Annotated in this window: 21 protein-coding genes; 6 read left to right on the top strand and 15 right to left on the bottom strand. The window is 33.9% G+C overall.

What is annotated here, in order from left to right; all coding sequences use genetic code 11:
- Nucleotides 1–98 precede the first annotated feature (98 nt).
- A complete protein-coding gene (locus Q0787_RS12360) occupies nucleotides 99–1,661 on the top strand; it encodes a family 16 glycosylhydrolase (protein WP_298903044.1) in 1,563 nt (520 codons plus the stop codon).
- On the opposite strand, the gene ribB is transcribed toward Q0787_RS12360, so the two are convergent.
- The 4 genes from ribB to Q0787_RS12340 are packed head-to-tail and all read right to left on the bottom strand — an operon-like array spanning nucleotide 1,658 to nucleotide 8,308.
- Nucleotides 1,658–2,812, bottom strand: a complete 1,155-nt coding sequence (gene ribB, locus Q0787_RS12355; RefSeq protein ID WP_298903042.1) for a 3,4-dihydroxy-2-butanone-4-phosphate synthase — start codon at nucleotides 2,810–2,812, stop codon at nucleotides 1,658–1,660. The two genes, Q0787_RS12360 and ribB, sit on opposite strands and share 4 nt — an antisense overlap.
- A 41-nt stretch (nucleotides 2,813–2,853) precedes the next feature.
- A complete protein-coding gene (locus Q0787_RS12350) occupies nucleotides 2,854–5,208 on the bottom strand; it encodes an LptF/LptG family permease (RefSeq protein WP_298903040.1) in 2,355 nt (784 codons plus the stop codon).
- Nucleotides 5,209–5,223: 15 nt separating this feature from the next.
- Nucleotides 5,224–5,865, bottom strand: a complete 642-nt coding sequence (locus Q0787_RS12345) for an outer membrane lipoprotein carrier protein LolA (protein WP_298903038.1) — start codon at nucleotides 5,863–5,865, stop codon at nucleotides 5,224–5,226.
- Nucleotides 5,866–5,905: 40 nt separating this feature from the next.
- Nucleotides 5,906–8,308, bottom strand: a complete 2,403-nt coding sequence (locus Q0787_RS12340; RefSeq protein ID WP_298903037.1) for a DNA translocase FtsK — start codon at nucleotides 8,306–8,308, stop codon at nucleotides 5,906–5,908.
- Nucleotides 8,309–8,427: 119 nt separating this feature from the next.
- On the opposite strand from Q0787_RS12340, the gene Q0787_RS12335 reads away from it, so the two are divergent.
- Nucleotides 8,428–8,880: a hypothetical protein gene (locus Q0787_RS12335; protein ID WP_298903036.1), complete on the top strand. Its 453-nt coding sequence runs from the start codon at nucleotides 8,428–8,430 to the stop codon at nucleotides 8,878–8,880.
- On the opposite strand, the gene Q0787_RS12330 is transcribed toward Q0787_RS12335, so the two are convergent.
- From Q0787_RS12330 to pheT, 4 genes are all read right to left on the bottom strand, one after another.
- Entirely contained in the window at nucleotides 8,877–9,245 is a 369-nt protein-coding gene (locus Q0787_RS12330) for a diacylglycerol kinase (RefSeq protein WP_298903034.1), read from the bottom strand. The two genes, Q0787_RS12335 and Q0787_RS12330, sit on opposite strands and share 4 nt — an antisense overlap.
- Nucleotides 9,245–9,745, bottom strand: a complete 501-nt coding sequence (tpx, locus tag Q0787_RS12325; protein WP_298903032.1) for a thiol peroxidase — start codon at nucleotides 9,743–9,745, stop codon at nucleotides 9,245–9,247. Before tpx ends, Q0787_RS12330 begins: the two co-directional genes overlap by 1 nt.
- A gap of 110 nt (nucleotides 9,746–9,855) precedes the next feature.
- Nucleotides 9,856–10,668, bottom strand: coding sequence for a phosphatase PAP2 family protein (locus Q0787_RS12320; RefSeq protein WP_298903031.1), 813 nt, complete (start codon nucleotides 10,666–10,668; stop codon nucleotides 9,856–9,858).
- Nucleotides 10,669–10,713: 45 nt separating this feature from the next.
- Nucleotides 10,714–13,140 (bottom strand): phenylalanine--tRNA ligase subunit beta, encoded by a 2,427-nt coding sequence (gene pheT / locus Q0787_RS12315; protein WP_298903030.1) that lies wholly within the window; start codon nucleotides 13,138–13,140, stop codon nucleotides 10,714–10,716.
- Nucleotides 13,141–13,341: 201 nt separating this feature from the next.
- Between pheT and Q0787_RS12310 the strand changes: the two genes are divergently transcribed.
- Nucleotides 13,342–14,556 (top strand): peroxiredoxin, encoded by a 1,215-nt coding sequence (locus Q0787_RS12310; RefSeq protein ID WP_298903029.1) that lies wholly within the window; start codon nucleotides 13,342–13,344, stop codon nucleotides 14,554–14,556.
- A gap of 17 nt (nucleotides 14,557–14,573) precedes the next feature.
- On the opposite strand, the gene Q0787_RS12305 is transcribed toward Q0787_RS12310, so the two are convergent.
- From Q0787_RS12305 to Q0787_RS12280, 6 genes are all read right to left on the bottom strand, one after another.
- Nucleotides 14,574–15,155, bottom strand: coding sequence for a peroxiredoxin (locus Q0787_RS12305; protein WP_298903027.1), 582 nt, complete (start codon nucleotides 15,153–15,155; stop codon nucleotides 14,574–14,576).
- Between the two features lie 3 nt (nucleotides 15,156–15,158).
- Entirely contained in the window at nucleotides 15,159–15,740 is a 582-nt protein-coding gene (locus Q0787_RS12300; protein WP_298903026.1) for a tRNA-(ms[2]io[6]A)-hydroxylase, read from the bottom strand.
- Nucleotides 15,741–15,767: 27 nt separating this feature from the next.
- The gene (locus Q0787_RS12295) at nucleotides 15,768–16,739 is read right to left on the bottom strand and encodes a kelch repeat-containing protein (RefSeq protein WP_298903024.1); all 972 of its coding nucleotides are present in this window, start codon (nucleotides 16,737–16,739) and stop codon (nucleotides 15,768–15,770) included.
- 32 nt (nucleotides 16,740–16,771) lie between these two features.
- Entirely contained in the window at nucleotides 16,772–18,001 is a 1,230-nt protein-coding gene (locus tag Q0787_RS12290) for a hypothetical protein (RefSeq protein WP_298903023.1), read from the bottom strand.
- Nucleotides 18,002–18,006: 5 nt separating this feature from the next.
- Nucleotides 18,007–18,924 (bottom strand): WD40 repeat domain-containing protein, encoded by a 918-nt coding sequence (locus tag Q0787_RS12285; protein WP_298903022.1) that lies wholly within the window; start codon nucleotides 18,922–18,924, stop codon nucleotides 18,007–18,009.
- A 113-nt stretch (nucleotides 18,925–19,037) separates the two neighbouring features.
- Nucleotides 19,038–20,138 (bottom strand): AraC family transcriptional regulator, encoded by a 1,101-nt coding sequence (locus tag Q0787_RS12280; protein WP_298903021.1) that lies wholly within the window; start codon nucleotides 20,136–20,138, stop codon nucleotides 19,038–19,040.
- Nucleotides 20,139–20,383: 245 nt separating this feature from the next.
- On the opposite strand from Q0787_RS12280, the gene Q0787_RS12275 reads away from it, so the two are divergent.
- From Q0787_RS12275 to Q0787_RS12265, 3 genes are all read left to right on the top strand, one after another.
- Nucleotides 20,384–21,475, top strand: coding sequence for a DUF2911 domain-containing protein (locus Q0787_RS12275; RefSeq protein WP_298903019.1), 1,092 nt, complete (start codon nucleotides 20,384–20,386; stop codon nucleotides 21,473–21,475).
- 144 nt (nucleotides 21,476–21,619) lie between these two features.
- Nucleotides 21,620–22,462 (top strand): helix-turn-helix domain-containing protein, encoded by an 843-nt coding sequence (locus Q0787_RS12270; protein WP_366915893.1) that lies wholly within the window; start codon nucleotides 21,620–21,622, stop codon nucleotides 22,460–22,462.
- A gap of 72 nt (nucleotides 22,463–22,534) precedes the next feature.
- Nucleotides 22,535–24,178 (top strand): M20/M25/M40 family metallo-hydrolase, encoded by a 1,644-nt coding sequence (locus Q0787_RS12265; RefSeq protein ID WP_298903017.1) that lies wholly within the window; start codon nucleotides 22,535–22,537, stop codon nucleotides 24,176–24,178.
- 28 nt (nucleotides 24,179–24,206) lie between these two features.
- Here Q0787_RS12265 and recG read toward each other — a convergent pair whose 3' ends face one another.
- Complete coding sequence (recG, locus tag Q0787_RS12260; RefSeq protein WP_298903016.1) at nucleotides 24,207–26,309, bottom strand: ATP-dependent DNA helicase RecG; 2,103 nt, start codon at nucleotides 26,307–26,309, stop codon at nucleotides 24,207–24,209.
- Between the last annotated feature and the right edge of the window lie 98 nt (nucleotides 26,310–26,407).

The raw sequence follows: 26,407 nt of genomic DNA, 5'->3' as shown, positions 1-26,407 counted from the left end.
CTTATTTAACATATTCATAGGGCGTTGTAGTGCTTTTGTATAGGTTAAATATTAGTCTGCGGTAACAACATTTTATAAATTTCGGAAAATCTTAATTTATGAAGTTTTATTACCTTATTTGCTGTTCGCTTTTATGTATGTCTCAGTTGGCGTTTTCGCAACAATTACCTCTTGATTTTTCAGATTCAAATGATAATTTTATAGCTTTCGGTAACAGTGGTTATGCTTTTAATGTAAATCCGCAAGATGGTAATGATGCCGTTGGTCAATTTTTTAATGATGGTTCAGAACTTTCTCAAGGATTCTATTTGGACTTAGTTCAACCTATAAATTTGGATACGAATCAATCCATTACCTTATCCTTTTATTCGTTTGATCCTAACCAACATAACATCCTCTTAAAATTAGAAAATGGCATGCAACCAGATGTTCAGGTTAAAGAGATCTTTGGTGTGCCATCGCCATCAAACTGGATAACTGTTACGTTCGATTTTTCGAATGCGCAATACAGCTCAGATGGTACAGCGGTTAATGCAACAGGTTCTTATAATAGACTAACACTATTCATTGATGAAGGTACGTTAACACCTGGAACTTATTTAATAGATGATATTGATGATGGTACCGAACCAGGAGATCCTAATGCTTTGGATGTTATTTATGAAGACTTAGTTTGGGCAGATGAATTTGATACTGATGGAGCAATAGATGCTAGTAAATGGTTTCATCAAACACAGCTGCCAGCAGGAGGGAGTTGGTTTAATGGAGAAGAGCAGCATTATACGAACCGAATAGAAAATTCATTTGTAAGTAATGGGTTTTTAAATATTGTAGCGATTAAAGAAAATTTCTCCGATCAAGGCGAAACAAAAGCCTATACTTCTGCACGACTTAATTCTAAATTTGCCTTTACTTACGGACGTATTGATGTTAGAGCAAAATTACCCTTAGGTGATGGAACTTGGCCTGCAATATGGACACTTGGAAAGAATATCAATGAAGATGGCGCCTATTGGGATAATCAATATGGTAATGTGACCTGGCCAGCATGTGGCGAAATTGATATTATGGAGCATGGTTTAGGCGCTGTAAATCATGTGTCGAGCGCATTACATACACCTTGTGCTGGATGTTTTGGTAATACGATGAATACAAACTCTATGGCCATTAGTGATGTTGCAAATAATTTTCATCTTTATTCTGTGAATTGGTCGCCAAACCAAATCACATTTTTAATTGATAATGTAGCCTACTATACTTACAATCCAGCTATAAAAGATGATACGACTTGGCCTTTTTATGAAGACCAATACATGTTATTAAATATTGCTATGGGAGGTATTGCAGGAAGTATTGATCCAAATTTCACTCAAAGCAGTATGGTTATTGATTATGTTAGAGTCTATCAGAATAATTTGAGCGTTAGCGACGCATTAGCTCAAGAATTCGTTGTGTCTCCAAATCCTGCCTCAGATTATATTAACATCACTTCAAATACCAAAATAGATGCGGTTGAAATGTATGACGCTCTAGGGAAACTAATTTTTAAGAAAAAGGGAGACATAAAACAGTGTCCTATTTCCCACGTTGAATCTGGAGTATATATATTAAAAATTTATGCAGGAAAGCGTATGACTTCAAAAAAGATAATTGTCAATTAATACGACACATAATCCACAATTTCCAACCCATAACCAATCATTCCAACACGTTTAGTTTGTTGTGTATTTGAAATAAGTTTAAGTTTATGGATATTTAAATCATGCAATATTTGTGCGCCAATGCCAAAGTCTTTAGCATCCATTTCTATTCTTGGAGCTTTAACAATTTTACCGTCAACCTGTGTGTCTTTTAAGATGCTGAGACGTTTTAAAAGATTCATAGACTGCGATTGCTGGTTGATAAAAATAATAGCACCTTTACCTTCAGTATTAATCACTTTAAACATGTCGTCTAACTTCTCATCTGCGTTGTTGGTCAATGTTCCTAGAATGTCATTGTTAACTAGCGTTGCATTTACTCGTGTAAGCACTGGATCATCTTTTGTCCAAGTTCCTTTTGTTAAAGCAATATGAATTTGATCGTTAGTAGTTTGTTGGTAAGCTCGTAATCTAAACTTGCCAAAACGTGTTTCAATATTAAAGTCTTCTTTTTTAACAATGAGAGAATCATGTTCCATACGATAGGCTACTAAATCCTCGATAGAAATTAATTTTAAATCGAATTTCTTGGCAACATCTATTAATTGAGGAAGTCTTGCCATCGTACCATCTTCATTTAAAATTTCAACTAAAATACCTGCAGGTTGAAATCCCGCAAGACGAGCTAAATCAACAGCGGCTTCGGTATGCCCAGTACGTCTTAATACGCCTCCGTTTTTAGCTTTCAAAGGAAAAATATGCCCTGGTCTACCTAAATCATGTGGTTTAGTGGTATCATCTACTAAAGCCTTTATGGTTTTTGCTCTATCCTGAACAGAAATACCAGTTGTACAGCCATGACCAATAAGATCAACGGATACAGTAAACTGCGTATGATGTAATACTGTATTATTTTGTACCATCATTGTGAGATCCAATTTTTCACAACGATCTTCTGTTAAAGGCGCACAAATTAGCCCACGACCATGCATTGCCATAAAGTTGATCATTTCAGGCGTTACGGCTTCCGCGGCAGCTATAAAATCTCCCTCATTTTCTCTGTTTTCGTCATCAACAACAATAATCACCTTTCCTTTCTTAATATCTTGGATAGCTTCTTCAATGGTGTTTAATTGAATGTTTGTTGTACGTTGTGCAGTATTGGTAGTCATTATATTCTGTTTATAAAATGCAAAGATATGGCTTATTTTTTCTATGCTGAAAAGTCTTTGGCGATTTTATTCCGTCTTAAAACATAGACATAAGGATATGCTATGAAACTAATTATCGTCCACTGCATATTTTGAGAATTATCTAAGTGATGCGCTTCATGGTATAGCCTATTAAAACTTAGGCTTGAAGCAATGGCGTAGATTATAAATAAAAGTGTCGAAATCATGAATAACTCTAACGCAGCTGCAGTTACAGCAGATAAATCACTTGATTTAAATCCGAAATAGGTTAGAAGTAAAACCAGTGCAACACAGAAGAAAATTAAAGCAAATCGCGAATATGTATCATAGTCCTTGCGTTTAGATATACTGTGTTGGCTATTAGCCACATTATGTTTAGAGGTGTTTGTGCTTTCTTTTACCGTATTGACTTTAAGGTCTTCATTTATTTTTTTCTTCTGAAGAAAGTAAAAAAGTGTATATAATGGTAAACCTAAAAATAAGAACATTACAGCGTTCGAAATACTCTTTTTGCCAAGCTGTTTGTTTAGGTTAGAATAGTCTATAAACGATTTTATTAAAGCAAACAAATAAAATATTCCAACGATAATACCTGTAACAAGAATTGCCTGCCCTATAACAGGATATCCGTTATTTCTTAGTATGGCTCCAGGGAGCGTTAGAACAAGTGCAATTAAATAAAGAACAAATGCAAGTTTAGAGTTTTCCTCATAAGAATATTTAAGTCTTAAAGATTCTTCATAACTGTGATCGGTTAGGTTGCCACCAAATTTTAATTCTTGTTCTGTAATACCTCTAGAGTTTAAAATTTCTAGTGATGAGTTTTTATATTCAATACCATAGTCATATTGACGATAATGCTTTACAACGTCTATAAGTTTTTTATCATCAAGGGCGCTTAATGTTGTATACGCCTCAGAACCAGTATCTAAAAGAGCGGTATTATAGGTAAGTGTTTTTCGCTTAATACCAAAGAGTTTCTTTAACTGTTCTAGAATGCCTTCAGATTCAAATAACGGTCTGTCTTTTGTTGCTCTATTGGTGAGATATATGCTTAAAGGGAACATAATTGCAGTAGATAACCAAGTAGCCAATACAGGATTTAATGAATCATCTAATGAACTATTACGTGCAAAAATTCCGATAAAGTGATAGGTTAAAAACAACAAAATAGCAACAACTAAAGGTAAACCAATACCGCCTTTTCTAATTAAAGCGCCTAACGGGGCTCCAACGAAAAACAAAATGATACAGGCTAATCCAAGAACATATTTCTCATGAAGTGATTGTACATGCTTATTACGCCACTTGGTATTTATTAAGAAATTTTGCTTGTTGGTATCTATAATTTGCTTGGTACTATTAATGGTGTTTTTCGATAAATTGAGTATTTGATTTTTGGTCTTATCACTAAACAAACTTAAAATATCTCCACTAAAAATAGAATCTTTTTTAGGTGACATATTGTTGTTTAATGTAGGTATTGATGTTCTGTTATAGAGCGCATTTGCGAAGTTTTTTCGCGTTTCGTCTCTTTTGTCATAAAGGCTATCAATGGTATGGTTTAGTTCGGCAACGTCAAGCATGTTATATCTACTTTCGTAGCTCTTGTCATTAATATCAACATCATTTAAGCCTTCTAAATCTACATTTATTGTATACTCTTCAAAATAACTTTTTGCGTGAGGTCTTTTTTGAGATTGCCTTGGATTCCTTGTGAAAATCTCTTCGTAATAATTTCCATTATATAGAACCAGTTGTAAAATATTTGAACCTTCACTGCTTCTAAGCTCTCCGCTTTCAGAAACGATAACGGTTTTGTTTTTTCCGTTTTTATTTTTCTTATGTATAACGACATTTGTTAAAAACTGGTCGTTATCACCACTTTTATCCTGAACTTTGATATTATAATTTCCGATGTCATTAAACTGTCCTTTAGTAATGGCTAACGCTGGTTTTACCTGAGCGATGTTCTTTCTAAGATTATATACTCTATAATTGGCCCATGGAATAACATTATTAGAGAAAATAAAGGTTGTAACACCTAGAAGCACTATAAAGATGCTTAAACTTCGCATAGCACGCTGCAAGGAGATGCCAGTAGATTTCATAGCCGCAAACTCATAATTTTCTGCAAACTGCCCAAAAACCATTATAGATACCAATAAAATGGTAAGTGGTAAAATTAACGGAATAAGCGTTGGCGTAATGTAGAGTAGGAGCTTAAGAATAATAAAAGTGTCAAGATCCTTACCTGCTAAATCTCCAATATATAACCAGATAGCCTGTAAAACAAAAATGAACATGAGTATAATAAACACGCTCAAAAATGTCTTTAGGTATGTCGTTAGTATATACCTATCTAGTATTTTCATAAGTGGATGGTTAACCTAATCTAGCTTATTGATATAATAATCTTTGTACTTGGTTTTGTCAAAAGTAAATAAGGTTTTCGAAATCGGTTCGTTCGTTTTAAAAGAATTAACAGTTAAAGTGGTTTTTGTTCCATTTTTCCCAATTTCAATAAGTCTGTAAATATGCTTTGTTTTAGCATCGATACCTAAGAATACATCTTTTATTTCAGAATTAGTATCAATAGGATTTAGTTTTACAAACTGTATTTTTCTTCCGTTCACGTCTTGAATTATATCCATGGCGTAGGTATATCCGTCTTTATAAAAAGACATCATCTTACTTGGTGTTATAGTGTTTTCGTCTTCTGAATTATCTGAAGAAATCGTTACTTCTTCATCTTCTGGACTTATAGTATATAAATTTTTGCCATCAAATAAACGTGTTACACCAAGTATGTTTAACAAGTACTTTTCGCCTTGCATAGCAACATCACCTCGCGTTTCTTGTTTGATGTTTTCACTCGTGTTTTCTAAAACGTATTTAAAATCAATTGAAATATTCTCGTATGTATTTACTTTGTTGTAGACTTCATTGAGTAAGGCTTCTGCTTTTTTTGAATCTTGGGAAAATCCAAAAGCTCCAATTAAAAATGCTAATACTACAATTATCTGTTTCATGGTCTCTATTATTTTTTTTCGCTTTCGCGGAATATTATATTTAAGTTTCGTTTGATAATAATTCGTCTAGGGCCACTAAATCAGGAACTAAAACCTGTCTGGCTTTGCTTCCTTCAAAACCACCAACAATTCCGGCAGCTTCAAGTTGGTCTATTAATCGTCCAGCTCTATTATAACCTAATTTTAGTTTTCGTTGTAATAAAGAGGCAGAACCTTGTTGTGCTATTACAATAATTTCGGCCGCTTCTCTAAACAACTTATCTCTATCCTCAATGTTATTATCAAGACTTGTGCCACTTTCTTCACCAACGTATTCAGGAAGTAAATGGGCTTCAGGATAAGCCTTTTGACCACCAATAAATTCGGTTACTCTTTCAACTTCGGGTGTGTCAACAAAAGCACATTGTATTCTTGTAATATCATTTCCAGAAGTGTATAACATATCACCACGACCAATTAATTGATCTGCGCCAGAACCATCTAAAATAGTACGTGAGTCAATTTTTGATGTTACTCTAAAAGCAATACGCGCTGGGAAATTAGCTTTAATAATACCAGTAATAACATTTACAGAAGGACGTTGGGTTGCTATAATTAAATGAATCCCAATAGCACGTGCAAGTTGCGCCAAGCGAGCAATTGGTGTTTCTACTTCTTTTCCAGCTGTCATAATTAAATCTGCAAACTCATCAACAACTAATACTATATATGGTAAGAATTGATGACCATCATTTGGATTCAATTTACGAGCTTTAAACTTCGTATTATATTCTTTGATGTTACGACACATTGCATTTTTAAGCATCTCGTAACGGTTGTCCATTTCAATACAAAGCGAATTTAAGGTGTTAATAACCTTTGTATTATCTGTAATAATCGCATCTTCACTGTCTGGTAATTTAGCCAAATAGTGACGTTCAATTTTGTTAAATAATGTAAGTTCTACTTTTTTAGGATCTACTAAAACAAATTTTACTTCGGCAGGATGTTTTTTATAAAGCAAGGATGTTAGAACTGCGTTTAAACCAACCGACTTACCTTGCCCTGTGGCACCAGCCATTAGCATATGTGGCATTCTGGCTAAATCTACAACAAAGGTTTCGTTGCTAATTGTTTTTCCAAAAGCGATAGGCAATTCCATTTCAGATTTTTGAAATTTTTGAGAAGCAATCACAGAACGCATCGATACGATCGTTGCATTTTTATTTGGAACTTCTATTCCAATGGTTCCTTTTCCAGGTATAGGAGCAATAATTCTAATTCCTAATGCCGAAAGAGATAACGCAATGTCATCTTCCAAGTTCTTGATTTTTGAAATCCGAACACCAGCTTCAGGAACAATTTCATATAACGTTACTGTAGGTCCAATCGTGGCCTTAATACTTGCAATACCAATTTTATAGTTGCTAAGTGTTTCTACAATACGGTTTTTGTTTTCTTCTAACTCGTCTTGATTGATAGTAATCCCTTCGGTATCGTATTTTTTTAATAAGTCTAATGGAGGAAACTGAAACTTGCTGAGTTCTAATGTTGGATCGAACTGACCAAAATCCTCAACGAGTTTATCTGAAAGATTGTCGGTTTCAGATACTTCCTCTTCAACAGCTTCTATTTGAATGTCGAGTTCAGACTCTTGTTTAATGGCCGCCTTAGTTTCAACTTTTAATTGAGGTTCAAGTTCTTTCTTTAAATCAGATTCTGGTTTTACAGATTCTTCCTTTGGTTTAGACTCTTCGATATTGAGTTCAAAGGCAGATTTAATATCTTCAGCTTCAGCAGATAAGTCATTGTCTACTGTGAAATTATGGTCTTCATCTACGGTATTAATTTCATTTTTAATATCACTCTTTGCACGTTTAAATAGTTTCACAAACGATTCGCCATTAACGCCAAACCGAATGGCTAAATACGAGATAAGAACAAAAACGAGTAGTAAAACAGTACCTATTTTGCCTATGTAATCTTGAAAAAAAGAATTCATTTCAAAACCAATTGTACCACCTAGAGAATCATATTTATGTGAGAAAAAACCAAAAAAGATAGACAGCCAAATAACAATGAGTGTTCCCCATATCCAATGACGTCGTAAGCGTGCTTTATTAATATCTAAGGTGATATAAATACCCGATAAAAAAAACAGTCCAGAAAATATAAATGAAGCGATACCAAACCCTTTATTAATAAATAAATCGCTTGCCCATGCCCCAAGTTTATTTAACCAATTTTTTGCTTCAACATTGCGCGAGGTAATTTCTGTAAGTGTACTTTGATCTGCTTTTCCAGTGAAGAAAAAAGACAAAAAAGCAATAAACATTAAAACCCCAAGAATAATTAATAAGCTACCAAAAATCAATTTCTGCTGACTTGATAATTTAAAGTTTGGTTTTTTTAATTTAGGTACGGTCTTAGTTTTTCTTTTAGTCTTGGTTTTTTTCTTGGCCATTAAAGGGTAATTAATATAAAACAAAAATACAAATAACTAACGTTAATCCTAGAGAGATGTTTTAAATTTGACGCAACCTTTTATAGATTTTTGCATCTAGTAAGTATATCGATCAAATTATGAGAAAATTTATAGTTGTTATTTTATCGTTTGTTTTAGTTAGTTCTTGCTCAGATGATGACCAGTGCTCACCAGTAGTTCTTGATATTACTAGCCTAGAAAATGAATATGGGTGTATTAATACACCATATCAAATGGATATTGATTTAACAGAAGAGTTCATTATTATTAGGTCTCAAGAGGTTTTTGACGACTTAGTTACTGGAAACTGCATGCCTCAAATTGATTTTACAGCTTATGATTTACTTATTGGTAAAAAGGGGCTTACAAATGGATTTGACAGTATTGTTTATGATGGTCTTGTGAAGAATTGTGAAAACGGACAACTCTCTTTAGCCGTAACGTTCACTTTAAATGCAACGGCTGAAGCTCCAAATGTTACTTATCATGCATTAGTACCTAAGTTAGGTGTCAATGATATTATTAATGTCAGTCTTGTAACGATAAATTAGAAAATTTTCGGGATATAAATGACTAAAGCGGCAATAGCAGCCGAAACAGCAGCTATAAATACAGCTCCTGCTGCAATGTCCTTAATTTTTCCAATAGTTTCATGCCTGTCTGGATGAATAAAGTCGGCTATATATTCGATAGCAGTGTTAATACCTTCAAGACTCATAACTAATCCTATAAAGGCAATTTGAAAGAGCCATTCGGTTTTTGAAATGTCATAGTAGAATCCAGCGATAGTAACAGCGATAGCGCAAAAAACTTGGATTTTTATACTTGCTTCGGTACGAACTAAATAAACAGCACCTTTAAAGGCATATCCAACACTTTTAACTCTATTTACTAAAAAGGATTCTTTTTTCGACATTACTTTAAAGATTCTAAAGCGGCCTCATAGTTTGGCTCATCGGCAATTTCTGGAACTTGCTCTGTATAGATTATTTTTCCTTCAGAATTAACAACAATAACACATCTTGATAATAAGGAAGCAAACGCTCCATCTGTAAAATCTAATCCATAAGATTTTCCAAAATCACCAGTTCTAAAATCTGATAAACTCACTACATTATCTAAGCCCTCGGCACCGCAAAAACGAGCCATAGCAAAAGGTAAATCTTTAGAAACACAAAGTACTTTAGTGTTTTCTAGATTGCTAGCCTCTTTATTAAAGGCTCTAATAGATTGAGCACAAGTACCTGTATCTACGCTTGGGAAAATATTTAGCACCAGATTATGATTCGCATAATCGCTCAAGGATTTTGAAGATAAATCTGTTGCTGTTAATTTAAAATCTGGAGCTAATGATCCAATTGCAGGTAAAGTTCCCGATGTATGTACTGTATTTCCGCCTAATGTAACTGTAGCCATAATGTTGTTGTTTTTGAATGTTAAAATTAAGGATTATTTAAGTCCTAAAGGCAAGGTTGTAATAATATTTTACAATAGTTTAACAGAACATATAGCCTCTAAAAAATCGTTTAAAACGATCCAACAATTCCAATTTGATTAGGACTAAATCTAAGATTCCATGAAATTTGTTTCTTTTTCTTTGGGTAATCATAGGCCTCTTCGTTGTATAAAAATTTGTCGATACAATCTACAACTATAATACTAACAGCTGCACTAAAGACGATATCGGTTACCCAGTGTGCGTTATCTAACATTCTCGAAATTGGAGGAATAGATCCAATGGTGTAAATACCTGCTTTTACCCAAGGGTTATCAAATTGTTTTGCAATGGCATGAGCCATAGTAATTGATAAAATCGTGTGACCAGAAGGGAATGATCGAAACTCTGCGTCATTTGCATAGGGTCTAAATTCTAGGTGATCTTCACCAGAACTTGGTCGCGCTCTACCAAAGGCATTTTTGCTAAACGTTTGGATAAGCCCAGTTGTAATAGATGATGAAATGATTAGAACACTGGTTTTTCTTACTTTTTCATTTTTGGTAAGTAGACCAAATCCGTATAGCCCTGCATTAGCCATAAAATAGTTTTGCGGACTGCCGAAGTACCATCCGAAGTCTCTAATAACCTTAGGGAAGTCTTCTCTTTGGTTTTGAAAAAAATCACGTGTTGGGTTATCGGCAAGTGTTAAGGTCGCTGTACCAGCAACAAGAATACCTAATTTGGCAAAGTCTTTGCCTTTCCAATGAAGTGGTCTCGTTAAAGAATGTCCAACACCTTTTAATGTATATCTAAAGTCGTGTTTGGCCAATTGCCAAACGGTTAAAGAGTCTTGATGTTGAGGATTATCTAAAGATTGCGCCGTTGTTAATTGAACGCTCATTAGTGTTATTATTCCGAAAATTAAAACTCTTATTTTCAATAGATTTTATCTTAATTCTGCTCCAAGTTGCTTTTCAAAGTTGGCTTGTAGCTTATTCATAATTTTATCAATTTGTTTGTCTGTTAGCGTTTTGTTTTCATCTTGAATCATAAAACTAACAGCATAACTTTTCTTTCCTTTTGGAAGATTTTTACCTTGATATACATCAAACAAATCTACATCTTTAAGCAGATGTTTTTCGGTTTGCATGGCAATTTTATCAATCTCTTCAAATGTAATATGATCATCTAAAAGTAAAGCAAAATCGCGACGTACTTCAGGATATTTTGGGATACTTTTAAATTTAATTGAATTATGCTTAGACATATCCAACACATTATCCCAATTAAAATCAGCGAACAATACTTCCTGAGAAATACCAAAATGCTTTAATATCTTTTTATTGACGATACCAAACTCTACTAATTTTATTTTTCCTAAAGATAAACTAATACCTTCACTAAACACATCATTTTTTATAGGAGACACCTTAAATCTAGAAATCCCTAAACGTTGGAGTGTACTATTTATAATACCTTTCATATAGAAAAAGTCACTTTTCTGTACTGGTGTATTCCAACGTAAACTATTCTTGTTTCCAGTTAAGAAAACAGATAAATGCTTGTGTTCTTGACGACCATCGTTATAATTGTGGTATGTTTTGCCAAACTCAAAAAGTTTTAGATTATCTCGCTTTCTGTTAATATTATGACTTACAGCTTCTAGGCCAGAGAACAATAAACTTTGACGCATAACACTTAAGTCGTTACTAAGTGGATTAAGCATTTCTACGTTATGATCTTCATTTAATTGAGCACTAAGCTCTACATATTGTGGCGTAGTTAATGAATTTGATAGAATTTCGAAAAACCCTTGTGCGGCTAATTGATTTCCAATAACATTTTGAAGTTTATAATCTTCAAATTTAGAAGTGTTAGAAATAGAAGCGTTTAATTTTTCAGTAGTATTAATATTGTTGTATCCGTATACCCGTAATACTTCTTCAATAACATCGGCTTCACGCTGTACATCATTTCTATAGGCAGGAACCGTAAGTCCAAGACCCGCTTCTGTAACATTATTAACTTTAATGTCAAGAGACGTCAAAATGCTTTTTATAGTTTCTCTAGGAATTTCTTCACCTATTAATTTCTTAGCATTATCAAAACTTAGACGTACCTGAAAATCCTCAATCTTTTTTGGGTAAAAATCAAGTACATCGCTAGAAATTTCACCACCTGCAATATCTACTATAAGTAAGGCTGCGCGCTTTAAGGCATAATCGGTAATGTTTGGATCGATTCCACGTTCAAATCTAAAAGAAGCATCTGTGTTTAAACCATGGCGCTTAGCTGTTTTTCTAATGCTCACAGGATTAAAATAGGCGCTTTCCAAGAAAATACTTGTAGTACCTTCGGTAGCTCCAGAATGAGACCCACCAAATACGCCTGCGATACACATTGGCTTTTCGGCATCACAAATCATCAAATCTTCAGCGCTTAATTCGCGCTCTATGTCGTCGAGAGTTGTGAATTTTGTGCCTTCTGGAAGTGTTTTAACAACGACTTTGTTTCCTGAAATTTTAGCGGCATCAAAGGCATGAAGCGGTTGTCCCAATTCATGCAACACATAATTTGTTATATCTACGATGTTGTTTTTTGGTGTTATACCAATAGCTTTTAACCTGTGTTGTATCCAATTTGGTGAATCTTCAACTTTAAGTCCTGTAATTGTTAATCCGCAATAGCGAGGTGCTAAATCATAGTCTTCAATGTCGATATCAATTTTTAATGTACGACTATCAACATGAAATGAACTTACAGATGGTGTTATTAATTCGGTATTAATATCCTTTTGAAGTAAACCTGCCTTTAAATCTCTGGCTGTTCCAAAATGACTCATGGCGTCAGCTCTATTTGGTGTTAATCCAATTTCAAAAACCTGATCATTTTCAATATCAAAGATATCGGCTGCTAAAGTGCCTACTTTAATTTTCTCGTCTAAAACCATGATTCCGTCATGTGATTTTCCAAGACCTAATTCGTCTTCTGCGCAAATCATTCCATGACTTTCCTCACCTCTTATTTTACCTTTCTTTATTTTCCAAGCTTCACCTTCTTCTGTATATAGAGTTGTTCCAATGGTGGCAACGGGTACTTTTTGTCCTGCCGCTACGTTGGGGGCACCACATACAATCTGAAGAGGAGCATCGGTTCCAATATTAACGGTTGTTACTTTTAATCGATCTGCATTTGGGTGTTGTTCGCAGGTTAATACTTCACCTATAACAATACCCTCTAAGCCTCCTTTTACAGATTGGTAGCTTTCTATACCTTCAATTTCTAATCCTAAATCGGTAAGTAATTCACCCGTTTCTTCTGCCGACCAGTCCGTTTTTAAAAATTGTTTTAACCAGTTATATGATATCTTCATTATCTTATTTTATCAATGGCCAAAGATAATAATACTAATAATTTCAACGCTTCGATTTACATAAAAATTAAACGAATCCTTGTTTTTTTTACTGAAATATAACTTTTATCAAAGTCTTAACGATTGTCAATCAATATTTCCATCATCTTTGTAAGAATTATATCTTTGTTAAGACTACATTATTTTAAATCGAAAATCGGCATGAGAAAATTACTTATTGTACCTGTTCTATTACTTTGTTTAGCTTGTAACATGGATCGATCAGAAGCTCTTAAAGAAGGTGTTTGGAGAGCAGAATTAAAACTAACAGATACAGAAGTATTACCATTTAATTTTGAAGTGACGTCTCGAGACGCTCTTAAAATTTTTAATGGTGACGAAGTTATCCTGGTCACAGATGTTAATTATTCTAACGATACTATTGTTTTTAAAACTCCCGTTTTTGAAGGTTATATACAAGCTGTAGCAAAAGATAGCAGCTTGGAGGGGTTTTATATTAAAGAAAGTTTAGATCGTGTGGTGCCATTTTCTGCTAAATATGGTTTAAAAAATCGTTTCGATTTAAATACAGAAAAGACAATAGTAAATGTCTCTGGAAATTGGGAAACCGTATTTAGCCCAGATGCTGAGGACGATGCCTATATTGCAAAAGGTATTTTTAAACAAGAAGGTACTAAAGTCACAGGAACTTTCAGAACAACTACTGGCGACTATAGATATTTAGAAGGCGTTATGGATGGTACAACGATGAAGTTATCTACATTTGATGGAGCACACGCTTTTTTGTTTACTGCAGAAGTTAACGATAGTACCATGAACGGTATGTTTTATTCTGGAAATCATTGGAAAGAGCCCTTTGTTGCAAAACGAAATGATCTTTATGAATTACCTGATGCTAATGATCTGACTTATTTAAATGAAGGTTATGACGCCTTAGAATTTACATTTCCTGATGCTGAAGGCGAACAAATATCGCTATCAGATGATCGTTTTAAGAATAAAGTAGTGGTTGTTCAAATTATGGGAACCTGGTGTCCTAATTGCTTAGACGAAAGTAAATACTACACTGAATTTTATGATAATAATGCTGAAAAGGATATTGAATTTGTTGCTTTAGCATTTGAATACGCTAAAACCAAAGAAAAGGCCTTTGAGAGTATAAAACGTTTAAAAGATGATATTGGGATTAGCTACCCAATTCTATTGGCGCAATACGGAACTTCAAGTAAGTCTAAAGCACAAGAAAAATTGCCAATGCTCAATCATGTGTTATCATATCCTACGTCGATATTCATTGACAAAAAAGGGAAAGTACGTAAGATACATACAGGGTTTAATGGACCGGCGACAGGCTATAAATTTATCGAATTCAAAACAGAGTTTTCCGAATTTATAGATGAGTTGTTAGAGGAGTAATAGAGGTGTATTTTGTTTTAATTTTTTAATAATCCATTAATTTTTCGTTTTAAGCGATTTATGATATTGAAACTTAGCACATCGCTTACATACTCCAGTCGACCTTCTTTACTAAGAATAACATTATAAGGGTAATGCGGGATTCTAAATTGTCTCGCTAAGGAGCCTCCGCTGGGGATAATATTAAAATCAAAAGTAGTATTTTTTAAAAACTTATCTAGCGACTTTTTGTTGTCTAAAGCGATAGCAAAAAATAAAACATCTTTATCTTTAAATTGGGCTTTCAATGTGTTTAAATCAGGAATTTCGGCAACACAGGGTTTACAATTGATAAACCAAAAATTCATGACCACCACTTTTCCTTTCATACTGTCTAAAGTATAGGTGTTACCATTAATGTCTTTTAGATTAAGTTCTGGGAGTAACTTGCCTTCTAAACCTTTTCTGGTAACTTTGTCCTTTTTCTTTTTAATCTTATAGTCTGTCTCAAACTGAGCCATTTCTTCCTTAGTGTAAGTTTTTTTTTGTTTGTTTTGACTAAAGCTAATATTGATGGTTAAGCCTATGATGAGTACAATAAATAACTGATGTTTTGTCATAAATTATCCGTGTATGGTTTCTGAAGTACCGTAACTCTTAATAAGCTCACCTTCAAAAGCTACAAGTTCCTTCCATCGTTTATTAACGTCAATATCCTGACCATATTTTCTAGCGTAGGTAATAAAAGTAGTGTAATGTCCAGCTTCACTTACCATGAGATCGTAATAGAATTTTGCAAGTTCTTTATCTTTTATTCGTTGAGATAGCAATTTAAAACGTTCGCAACTTCTGGCTTCAATCATCGCTGAAAATAACAGTCTATCTACCATGCTTTGAAGACGATTTCCGCCTTTATTCATAAACTTATAAAGTTGATTAACGTAATGATCTTTTCGTTCTCGGCCTAGGGTATAACCACGCTTTTTAATGATGTCATGAACCATTTGAAAGTGCTCTAATTCCTCTTTAGCCAATTCTAATAAATCGGTCACGAGGTCTTCATATTGGGGATTATGTGTAATAATCGTAATAGCGTTTGTACAGGCTTTTTGTTCGCACCAAGCATGATCTGTTAAGATTTCTTCTATGTTGTTCTCGGCTATTGTTGTCCAACGTGGATCTGTTTCCAATTTAAGATGTAGCATGCTTTACTTTTTTAGTAAAGATACTGTTTAATATGTTTCCCAATTCTTATTTTCAATATTGTAAACCCAAAAATCTGTCAAAGGTTTGTTGGTAGAATTCCATCCACCAAACAGGATGATTTTTTTCAGGGCATCATGATATATTAACCCCGGTTTTCCTGCTCTTGCTAGTGTTTCGTTTGTAGAGTCTAAAGTCCAATTCCTGCCATTCCAAATTTGTGTATCTCCATAATAACCATTGTTATAACCTCCAAATAAAATAACTTTTTCAATGGTGTGATTATAGACCAAGGCGTGATGATCTCTAGCTAGTTCCTTGGTATTAGATTTTAATGTCCAACCCGTTTTATCTAACTCCCAAGTGTCTCCATAAACATGTTTTTCATTTTCAGTGCGGTTAAATCCTCCAAATAAAACTATTTTGTTTTGCGATGCGTCATATGCGGTTTTATGTTGAAGTCGAGGAGGGGGATCTGTTATGAAATTTAATTGTGTCCACATATTGTGTTTCAAAACCCATGTGTCATTTAAAGACGCTTTTTCAATATTAGATCCGCCAAAAATGTAAATACCATGATCCGTAGAATGATAGGTCATGCTATGCGACTGTCTTTTCGGAGGGCCTTTGATTTTTAACTGTGTCCATTTTTTATTTTTCCATTCCCAAGTATCGTTAAGTAATTCTTGGTTGTCATTTTTTCCTCCAAAGAGAATCAAACTTTGATTTTCACTATTGTAAACCATCGTATGGCCACTTCGAGGTTCTGGAGAGGTTGGTGTTTCTATTTGATTCCAATTCTTACCATCATAAGCCCAGAGATCATTGAGTCTTTTTTTATGTGTAGAGCAGTAGCCTCCAAAAAGGTAAATAATATTATCTGTTTTATGATAAGCAATTACAGGTTGATTTCTAGGACAAGGAGTGTCTTTAAGAGTCTTTTCCGTTGTAAATAAAAATGTACTCAGTATTATAATTAAAGCGATTAGTTTTGTATTCATAACGCTGTTTTACAATTGTGTAACTATTTAATTTATGGTTTGTAATAAGGCTTCAGGAAAGTTAATACAATTTTCCAAGTTTCACTAACATCTTCTTTTACGCGATCACTGACCAACATAGATGAACCATGAACACCGTTTATAGCAATATAAGTTTGATGGTTATGTCCTTTTGCTAATTTAAGCTGGTCAATTGAACTTTGCCTTTCCATTTCTCTTTGAGGTCTTAGTAATAAGAGCGGTATTGATATGTTTTTCAAATACGGATTGGGGTGGCAGTTTTTTACTGCATTACCTGTTGATGGAGAAAATGCCAATATCGCCGAAATGTCATTAGAGCGGTTACTGGCAAGTTGCATGCCTAGAGCAGCACTGTAACTACTTCCCCATAAAATTTTATGTCCGATATATTGGTTTTTTATTAAGTAGTCTAATGCGCCTTCTATATCTGGGTAAGCCTCACAATAGTCAAAATCATTCTTTTTTAAGTTGTCGACAGTTCTGTTATGACCGCCATAATATGATGCACCTCCAACTCTTTGATCTATGGCTAAAACATTAAATCCTTCATTAAGTAATTTAGGAATTATGGTTTGATACTCTCCTTTAGCATTAGAACCTCCTTGATGTGTTAAAATTATTGTAGACCATGCTTTGTTTGTTGTGTACATGTCACCATAAACTGTGATGCTGTCTTTTGTGTCAAAGGTTATTTCTGAATGTACTATTTTGTGATAAACCCTCTGATGAGTTAATGCCCATTGTTTACCATAATCTGTTGAGAGATATGAAGAGAATTCAAAATTATTAGAGCTATTTAGAGTAAGTATATATTTAGATTGTACTTTTCTAATGTCTTTGTTTCTGTACCAGTACGTTGTCATTGTGTCGTTTCGTATGGTGCCTTCCAAGTTGGAAAAAGAACCATGCTCTGAATCTAATGCTATCATTTGAACACGTGTAGAGTCTTGACCGGTAATGACAACTTCACGTGCATAGGGATTGTTTCTATATGTACCTCTGTAGGATTCTTTAATTCCACAACCTTCGATAGAATTTGTAATAATCGCTGTACCATGATTGTCTTCATAGTTTCCAGGCGAGGTACGGTCTTTGGTGGTGACAAACCACGTGCCTGTTGTTGATTTTAAGAAATCGTAATTTTTGTTTTTACACGTGAATTGTGGTTGCTGAGAAATGGCAAAGTGAAACCATAATATTATGGCTGCTTGAAAGATGATTTTTATAGTATTTGGCTTCATAGTTTTTAAAGTTTTAGCTTCCATATTTTTACGTTATTTTCAGGGTGGTCGCCTGCGGTAACTAAAATGCCTTTTGCATATGATATACTGCTCACCCAAGATTGATGACCTTGAAAAGAAGAGATTAATTCTCCAGAATGTTTCCAAACTTTAATTAATTTATCTGCACCGCAACTAATAAAGATATTGTCATTTTCAATAAATATTATGGCACTTACCATATCGCTATGAGCGTTTAAGATACGAATCTTGTTACCGTTTAAATCAAATATTGATATTTTCCCGTCCCTATGACCTGCAAGAATTCTATTCTTTTTAATTGAAATTGCAGCCGTTCTTATCCCTTCTCTATGACCTATTATTGTCTTTATGAGTTTTCCATTATAGTCCCATAGTTTTAAGGAGCCGTCCCAACTAGAGGTTAAAATTCTCTTTTCTTGAGGAATAAATTCAATCGAATTCACTTGTTCTTTATGATCATCAAGAGTGAATTTAAGAGAACCATCTCTATGCCATACTTTGGCAGTTTTATCTCTGCTTGCTGTGCCAATGAAAGGACCATTTTGAGTAATATTTATAACGCCATTTGTATGACCGTTAAACCTGGATAAGATATCTCCATTCATATCCCATAAAATGGCTTTATTATCATAAGCACCTGTAAGGATTGTTTTTGTACTGTCATAATAATGAACCGATGACACCGAACTTTCATGACCTGTTAATTTCAAAATTCTTTTCCCTTCAATGGTCCAAACTGTAGCTGTAGAATCTTTTCCAGCCACAAATACTTGCAGAGCGTCATGAGATATTTTAGCCTTATATGGCGTGTTGCCGAAATCAATAGTATGTATGAGTTCCTGACTAAATGTTTTTGATGCTACTAAAAGTGAGAATAGAATTAAAAGATGTTTAGTTTTCATTTTGTGAGTTTCAAATATTTAGAATAAATGACATCTAAAATGAAAGATTAAAAGCCACAATTTTTGAATTGGTGATAAAAAGACATGTTTTTAACGTTTGTATAACACTAGCGTTATGCCGTTAATAGCATGCTGTTTTTGTATTCGGTAGGCGTCATTCCGGTATGTCTTTTAAAAACACGAGTAAACGTGTTTTTGGTGTTGAAACCAACTTCCATAGCAATACCTAAAAAGTTGAGGTGATCAAAATTTTCATTTTTCATCATGCTTTTTGCTGCTTTGATGCGATAAGAATTTACTAAAAATGTCAAACTGCAGTTAAATTCACTATTTATAATATGTGAAAGATACTTCGAATTTAATTCGAGTTTTTTACAGAAAAATTTAGAATCTAAATGGTCATATTTAAAAGCTTCTTCTTGTTCTAATAAATAAATGATTTCATTCTTAATATGATTGATTTTTTCATTGTTAAGTATGGGTTTGTTGTTTGAATTGGAATTTACGCTTGTAAATTTAGATTCTTTAATAGACCAAAAACCAACAAAATGAATAAGTGTTGAAAATACCAGAAATGTACTTAAAAAGACATTAGAGTGATGATACCAAGAGAAGGATAATATAATAAGTGTTATAAAATAACATACTGAAATAGATGAAAAGAGCCATACATAATGTTTTATCCATTTGTGACTATTGTTTTTGTGTGTTCTTTTATCAACATGACCCAATTTGTCATATACTAATAGTGTAGATTTATAGCTGTAAAAAAGTAAGAGCACCCCAAAACACCAATAGTAAAGACCTTTATATGGGAAGTAATGATGGCCTTCTATGTAGATTGCATACTTCTCAACACCTGATTTCAAATAAAACGGTAAAATTAGTAATAGACTGCCAATTGCTGGTAAAAAATGCAAGTAGTTTGCGGTGTTCCATTTGTTGTTTTTATGAACTTCATATTTAATAAAAAAGTAAAATAATGGACCAATTAAAAAGAGAAGCGGTATTAACGAGCCAATAAGGTGAGGCAATGCCTTAATACTAAATTGTTCAATGAGGTACTGATTAAAAAGAAATCCAGAGATGATAATAAGTAGCGCTCCAAGACATGTGTTCTTATCTAGTTTTTTTGAACTATTTAGAAACAAAATAGTGGCCAGCATAAGACCGTTAAAAGCTCCTAAAAGAAAAAGTGTTGAATACAAAGTCATGAGATAAATATATTTCAAGCATTTAGTTATTCTTAGTTTTTATAAAAAATTTAACGAAAGAAATAGGTAAATGTCTCTTAGAATTTTGGATGACTGCTCACTGTTGATTTGAGATTACAATTAATTGTGTCTCGTATTATAAAAATATGTTAATTAACATTAACGCTTATCACTTTAACAAGATTGTAACACAGCTAGACTTCTTTTGTTTTTAACTTCAATTCGAATTTATAACTAATCAAATCATGAAAAACAAAACAATTACTAAATTATTTATGTGTTTAATGCTTTTTATAAGCGCAGATACATTTGCTCAATTAAACACACCAAGGGGCAGTCAACAAGCTACAGTTGCACAGCGCGTAGGTGTGTCTGACGTTTCTATTACGTATTCAAGACCTAGTGTTAAAGGCCGTGAACTTTGGGGTAAGCTCGTACCTTATGGTATGAATAATCTTGGATTTGGAACTGCAACGGCGGCGCCTTGGAGAGCAGGAGCCAATGAGAACACTACTATTACCTTTTCACATGATGCGGAGGTTGAAGGAAAGTCGATTAAAGCAGGAACTTATGGCCTGCATCTAGAGGTTAAACCCGATAATACAGCGACTTTGATTTTATCTAATGATACTGATGCTTGGGGAAGCTATTTCTATGATAAAAATAACGACGCTTTACGCGCAGATATTACTACCACTTCTGTGCCTCATCATGAGCTATTAACGTTTGCGTTCAATGATGTAAAGGCAAATTCTGCCACAGCGTCTTTGGCATGGGGAGAAAAAGCATTCCCTTTTAACGTGTCTTTTGATGTCACTAATATTGTATTAGACGATTTCCGACAAAAATCTAAAGGTCAAGCAGGATTCCAAAGACAAAACTGGGAGCAGGCGGCTAATTTCGCACTTAATAATGGTGGAGATTATAACGAGGCTTTAGGATGGATTAACAAAGCCATTTCTGGACAGTTTTTTAGCCAGAAAACATTTAATAATGTTGCTATTAAAGCGCAATTGCTTAATAAATTAGGAAAAACAGCAGAGTTTGAAGCTGCTTTAGATGAAGCCGCAGCGATAGCTAATTCCAATCAGTTAAATAGAATGGGATATCAAATGCTTAGCTTGAAAGACAATGATAGAGCCATGAAATACTTTAAAAAGGCCGTAGAGATAGATCCGGAAAATCCGAATGTGTATGATAGTTTAGGAGAGGCTTATAAAACGATAGGTGATAAGAAAAAAGCAATCAAGAATTTCAAAAAAGCATTGTCTATGAATCCTTCAGCTAATGTGAAAGCAAATTCTGAAAAGCATCTAAAAGAATTAGGTGCATTATAAAGATTTCATCAATCAATCAAATCAATAAAAAACATGAATTCATGTTTTCAAGCTCAACTTTTTTAAAGAAGTTGAGCTTTTTTTAACTGAAATTTAACGAGACCAGTTCTTAATACGTTTAAGTTTGTTTTAAAAGTTTGACTATTGTACTTTAAAAAATATATACCGAGTCCATTATTTTCAAGGTTTGTTGATTGTTATTTTACAATGAACATGAATCTTCTAGAAACATCCATTCAAGATCTTGTAATTCCAGATGGTACTTTTGGTCTTATTTTTATTGAAAGCGATGATGCTTTAGGAAGAAGTTTAAGTACATCGACTACAAGTTTGCCATTAAAGCATGCTTCAATATTCGGACAAAAAACTCATGCCGTAAATTATGAGTTAAACTCTGTGAATTCAAAAGTATTTGGACTTAAGATAAAGCCTTGTGGAATATCGCTTTTTACAAAGGATATACGTGTATTGCAAAACACGTTTGCGAATATAGATACCTTAAGCGATACAGATTTATTAGATGTGGAGCACAAGATACTCGAAGCTCAGACTGTATTTGATAAGATTAAACTTATAGAGCAGTATATGTATAAAAAACTTAAAGTATTAGAGTTCAATACAAATTTTGAATTAATGGAGGCTATTGTTAGTTTTATCCATGAAAGAAAGGGGAATTTAAGATTTGATCAATTAACAACTCATTTTGGTTTGAACTACAAGAAAATGGAACGCTTGTTTCTTAAATACCTCGGATTAACACCAAAGCAATACCTTAGAATCATAAGATTTAATGCCAGTATTTCATCTACAATGACTTATGCTTCTGAGAACTTAACTCAAATGGCTTATCGCAATGGTTTCTTTGATCAATCTCACTTTATAAAAGAGTTTAAACAGTTTACATCATTAACGCCGAAACAGTTTTTTAATAAAGACCGTAGCCTTTCTGAAGGCGAGTATTTAAATATTATCAATGATCGCTGGTAAAGTTTCTGATGTCTAAAAATTACAATTCTTTTGCTTTTTAATGATTTATGTTTGGTTTTTAAACTAAACTGTATGAAAAATCATGTAACGTTACTTACTATATTGTTATTAGCTGCAATGTCATGTAATGCTCAAATTGAAGCCCCAGAATCTTTAATTACAGATGAAAATGTTGAAAAACATATTAAGGTTCTAGCTTCAGATGCATTCTTAGGAAGGAAGCCAGGAACAATTGGCGAAGAAAAAACAATACATTATATAAAGTCTCAATTGGAAGAATTCAAGGTGCTTCCAGCGAATAAGGGTAGCTATTTTCAAGAATTCAAAATTCAAAAAGTAAAATCTTCTAATTGCAGTAATATGACTATTAATTTCGAAAATGAAACTAGCGATTATAGTTTTCAAAAGGACTTTTATGCCAAAACGACTTACAAATTAGATGAAACTATTGATGTAAAAGGGGTAGAGATGGTGTATGCAGGCTTTGGTATTGTAGCGCCTCAATTTGGTTGGGATGATTATAAAGATATTGATGTAAAAGGTAAGGTTGTTGTCGTTTTGTTTAGTGATCCTGGATATCATTCAAAAGATCCAAAACTTTTTAAAGGGGAAAATCCAACGTATTATGCAGGTGTAAAGTATAAGAAAAAGGAGGCCGCAAAACGCGGAGCAATTGGTCTTGTAATGATTCATGATGACGCCATCGATTGGGAGGCAGTAAAGGATGATTCTGATGCTCCAAATTTTATAGAGGGTCAACCACAGTTGGCTTCAGATAATTTGAAATTCTCTGGTTTGATTTCTAAACGACTAGCTAATGATCTATTTAAAAACTCGGACTATTATTCTAACTATATTGAAAAAGCCCTATCTAAAGCATTTTCTCCATATCCTTTGAAAGCTAAGGTTTCTTTATCGTTAAGTGCAACATATGAGGATGTAATGCGCACTAAGAATGTTGTAGGAATGATAAAAGGAGCAAAGCGACCTGATGAATATGTATTGTATACAGCACATTGGGATCATGTTGGTTTTAGGGCTGGACATATAGGAAACGATTCGATTTTTAATGGTGCCATTGATAATGCTTCTGGTACAGCAATGCAACTTGAAGTGGCAAGGGCGTTTTCAAAATTAGAGAAGAAACCAGAGCGTACTATTTTGTTTTTGTTTACTTCAGCAGAGGAAATGGGATTATTTGGAGCAGAGCATTATGCTAATAACCCATTGTACCCTTTAAACAAAACAGCATGTGTTATTAATGCCGATGCCAGTTTTGCGGTAGATAAAATGCGTATGGTTATTAATGTTATCGAAAGTCATACAGAAATGGATACCATAGTTAATATGGCTGCATCTAAACTTGGAAGGGAAATTGTTCAAACGAAAGGGGAGAAGCTGCCTGGTAACGTTTTTCAGAGATCTGATCATTATCCATTTGTAAAAAAAGGAGTGCCAGCCGTATGGAATGTTGGAAATTTTGACCCATTAAGTGGTGATAAAAAAGAGGAAGAGAAAATAATGACTTTTGTGACAACGCATTATCATAAGGTCACAGATGAATTTTACGACGGATTTAACTGTGCTAATATAACTTTTGATGCTCAGCTTAATTTTTTAACAGGATTAGAATTAGCAAATTCAACTGCTTGGCCTAACTGGAATGAAGGGTCAGAATACAAAATCGTTAGGGATAAAAGCATGTCTAACAATTAATAACTTGTTTAGACCTGACAATTACATGTTAAGAAATATAATTCCAAATGTTCTTGTATTTACTGAGTTCGCGATAGGTTTTAAGGATAGTTGTATGCTCTGGCAAGCCTAAAGAAGGGTCTTGGTTAAGGATCTGTTTAGCATAAAAACGAGCGCTTTGTAAAATATCTTTGTCTTTAATGATGTTGGCTATTTTTAAATTTAAAACACCGCTTTGTTGTGTTCCCATAATGTCTCCTGGGCCGCGAAGTTTAAGATCAACCTCTGCGATTTCAAATCCGTCACTAGTGCGCGTCATGGTTTCTAACCGTGTTTTACTGTCCTCACTTAATTTGTGACTTGTCATTAAAATGCAATAGCTCTTTTCTGCACCACGACCAACACGACCTCTTAACTGATGAAGCTGCGCTAAACCAAAACGTTCGGCGCTTTCAATAATCATAACTGAGGCATTAGGAACGTTAACACCAACTTCTATAACTGTAGTTGCGACCATAATTTGGGTTTCTCCCTTAACAAAGCGTTGCATTTCATAATCTTTGTCGACAGGTTTCATTTTTCCGTGAACTATGGATATTTGATAGTTGGGCTGCGGAAACTCTCTAACAATACTTTCATAACCGTCCATTAGATCTTTATAATCTAAAGCAGAGCTTTCTTGGATCAATGGATATACAACATAAATTTGTCGTCCTTTTTCAATTTCATCACGCATAAATCGCATAACTTTAAGGCGATTTTTATCATAGCGATGAACAGTTTTTATGGCTTGTCTTCCAGGCGGTAATTCATCAATAATTGAGATGTCTAAATCGCCATAAACAGACATCGCTAAAGTCCTTGGAATTGGTGTTGCAGTCATTACTAAAATGTGTGGAGGAGAGGTGTTTTTTTTCCATAATTTCGAACGCTGTGCAACTCCAAATCGATGCTGTTCGTCAATAATTGCGAGCCCTAAATTTTTAAATTTTACCTTATCTTCGAGCAATGCGTGCGTGCCAATTAGAATCTGTAAATCGCCATTTTCGAGTGATTCGTGAATTTTCCTCCTGTCTGAAGTATTAGTTGAGCCAGTTAACAGTTTAATGCTGATATTCAATTCTTTAGATAAGTCAAGTAATCCTTGATAGTGTTGGACTGACAAAATTTCAGTCGGAGCCATTAAGCAGGCTTGAAAACCGTTGTCAAGCGCCATTAACATTGACATGAAGGCGACTATCGTTTTTCCAGAACCTACATCTCCTTGCAATAATCTGTTCATTTGTGCATTGCTACCTAAATCATGTCTAATTTCTTTTAAAACACGTTTTTGCGCATTGGTTAAATCGAAGGGTAAATTGTTTTTGTAAAAGCTGTTAAAATAATCTCCAACAGATTTAAATGGAAAGCCTTTTATTTTTGATTTATGAATAAGATTTTTTAAAATTAACTGCAATTGAATATAGAATAGTTCTTCAAATTTTAGTCTGAATTCTGACCGCGATAATAGCTTTTGACTTTTAGGGAAATGTACATTAAAAAGAGCATCACTTTTGGGTAATAATTTAAGCTCAGAAATAAGGTGGTCTGAAAGTGTTTCAGAGAAGCGTCCTTTAGTTTCTAAAAACAAACTTTGCATGATTTTCGTCAGTACACGATTTGTGATTCCTTTGTTCGCTAATTTTTCTGTTGATGGATAAACGGCTTGCATTGAAGAGCGAAGACTTTTTTTGTGATCACTTAGCAATTCTAATTCGGGATGTGGCATGTTATAGACGCCATTGAACCAATTAATCTTTCCGAAGATAACATAGGGCGTATTGAGTTTTATACTGTCTCTAATCCATTTTTGCCCACGAAACCATACAAGATCAATTTTTCCCGTATCATCCTGAAATGTGCCAATCAGGCGTTTTCCTCGCTTTTGCGCAACTTCTTTGAACCCTGTAATTTTTCCAACAATTTGAACATCAGCACTATTGCGCTGTAATTCGCTGATTTTATGATATTTAGTGCGATCTAAATAGCGATTAGGGAAAAGGTTGATTAAATCTTGATACGTATGAATTCCAAGTTCGCTGCGAAGTAAATCAGCACGATTGGGGCCAACACCTTTAAGATAATCTATTGGAGTTTGTAAATTAACGCTCATCTAGTCAAAATTATCACTTTTTTCTAATGTATTATTATCAATTTTGCTTTTTTGGAGTTATTATAATCTATACATTGTAGAAAAAAATATTTTAAAGA

The organism is uncultured Psychroserpens sp. (assembly GCF_947492715.1).
Classification (GTDB): domain Bacteria; phylum Bacteroidota; class Bacteroidia; order Flavobacteriales; family Flavobacteriaceae; genus Psychroserpens.
This window is presented reverse-complemented; position numbering and strand designations above follow the sequence as displayed.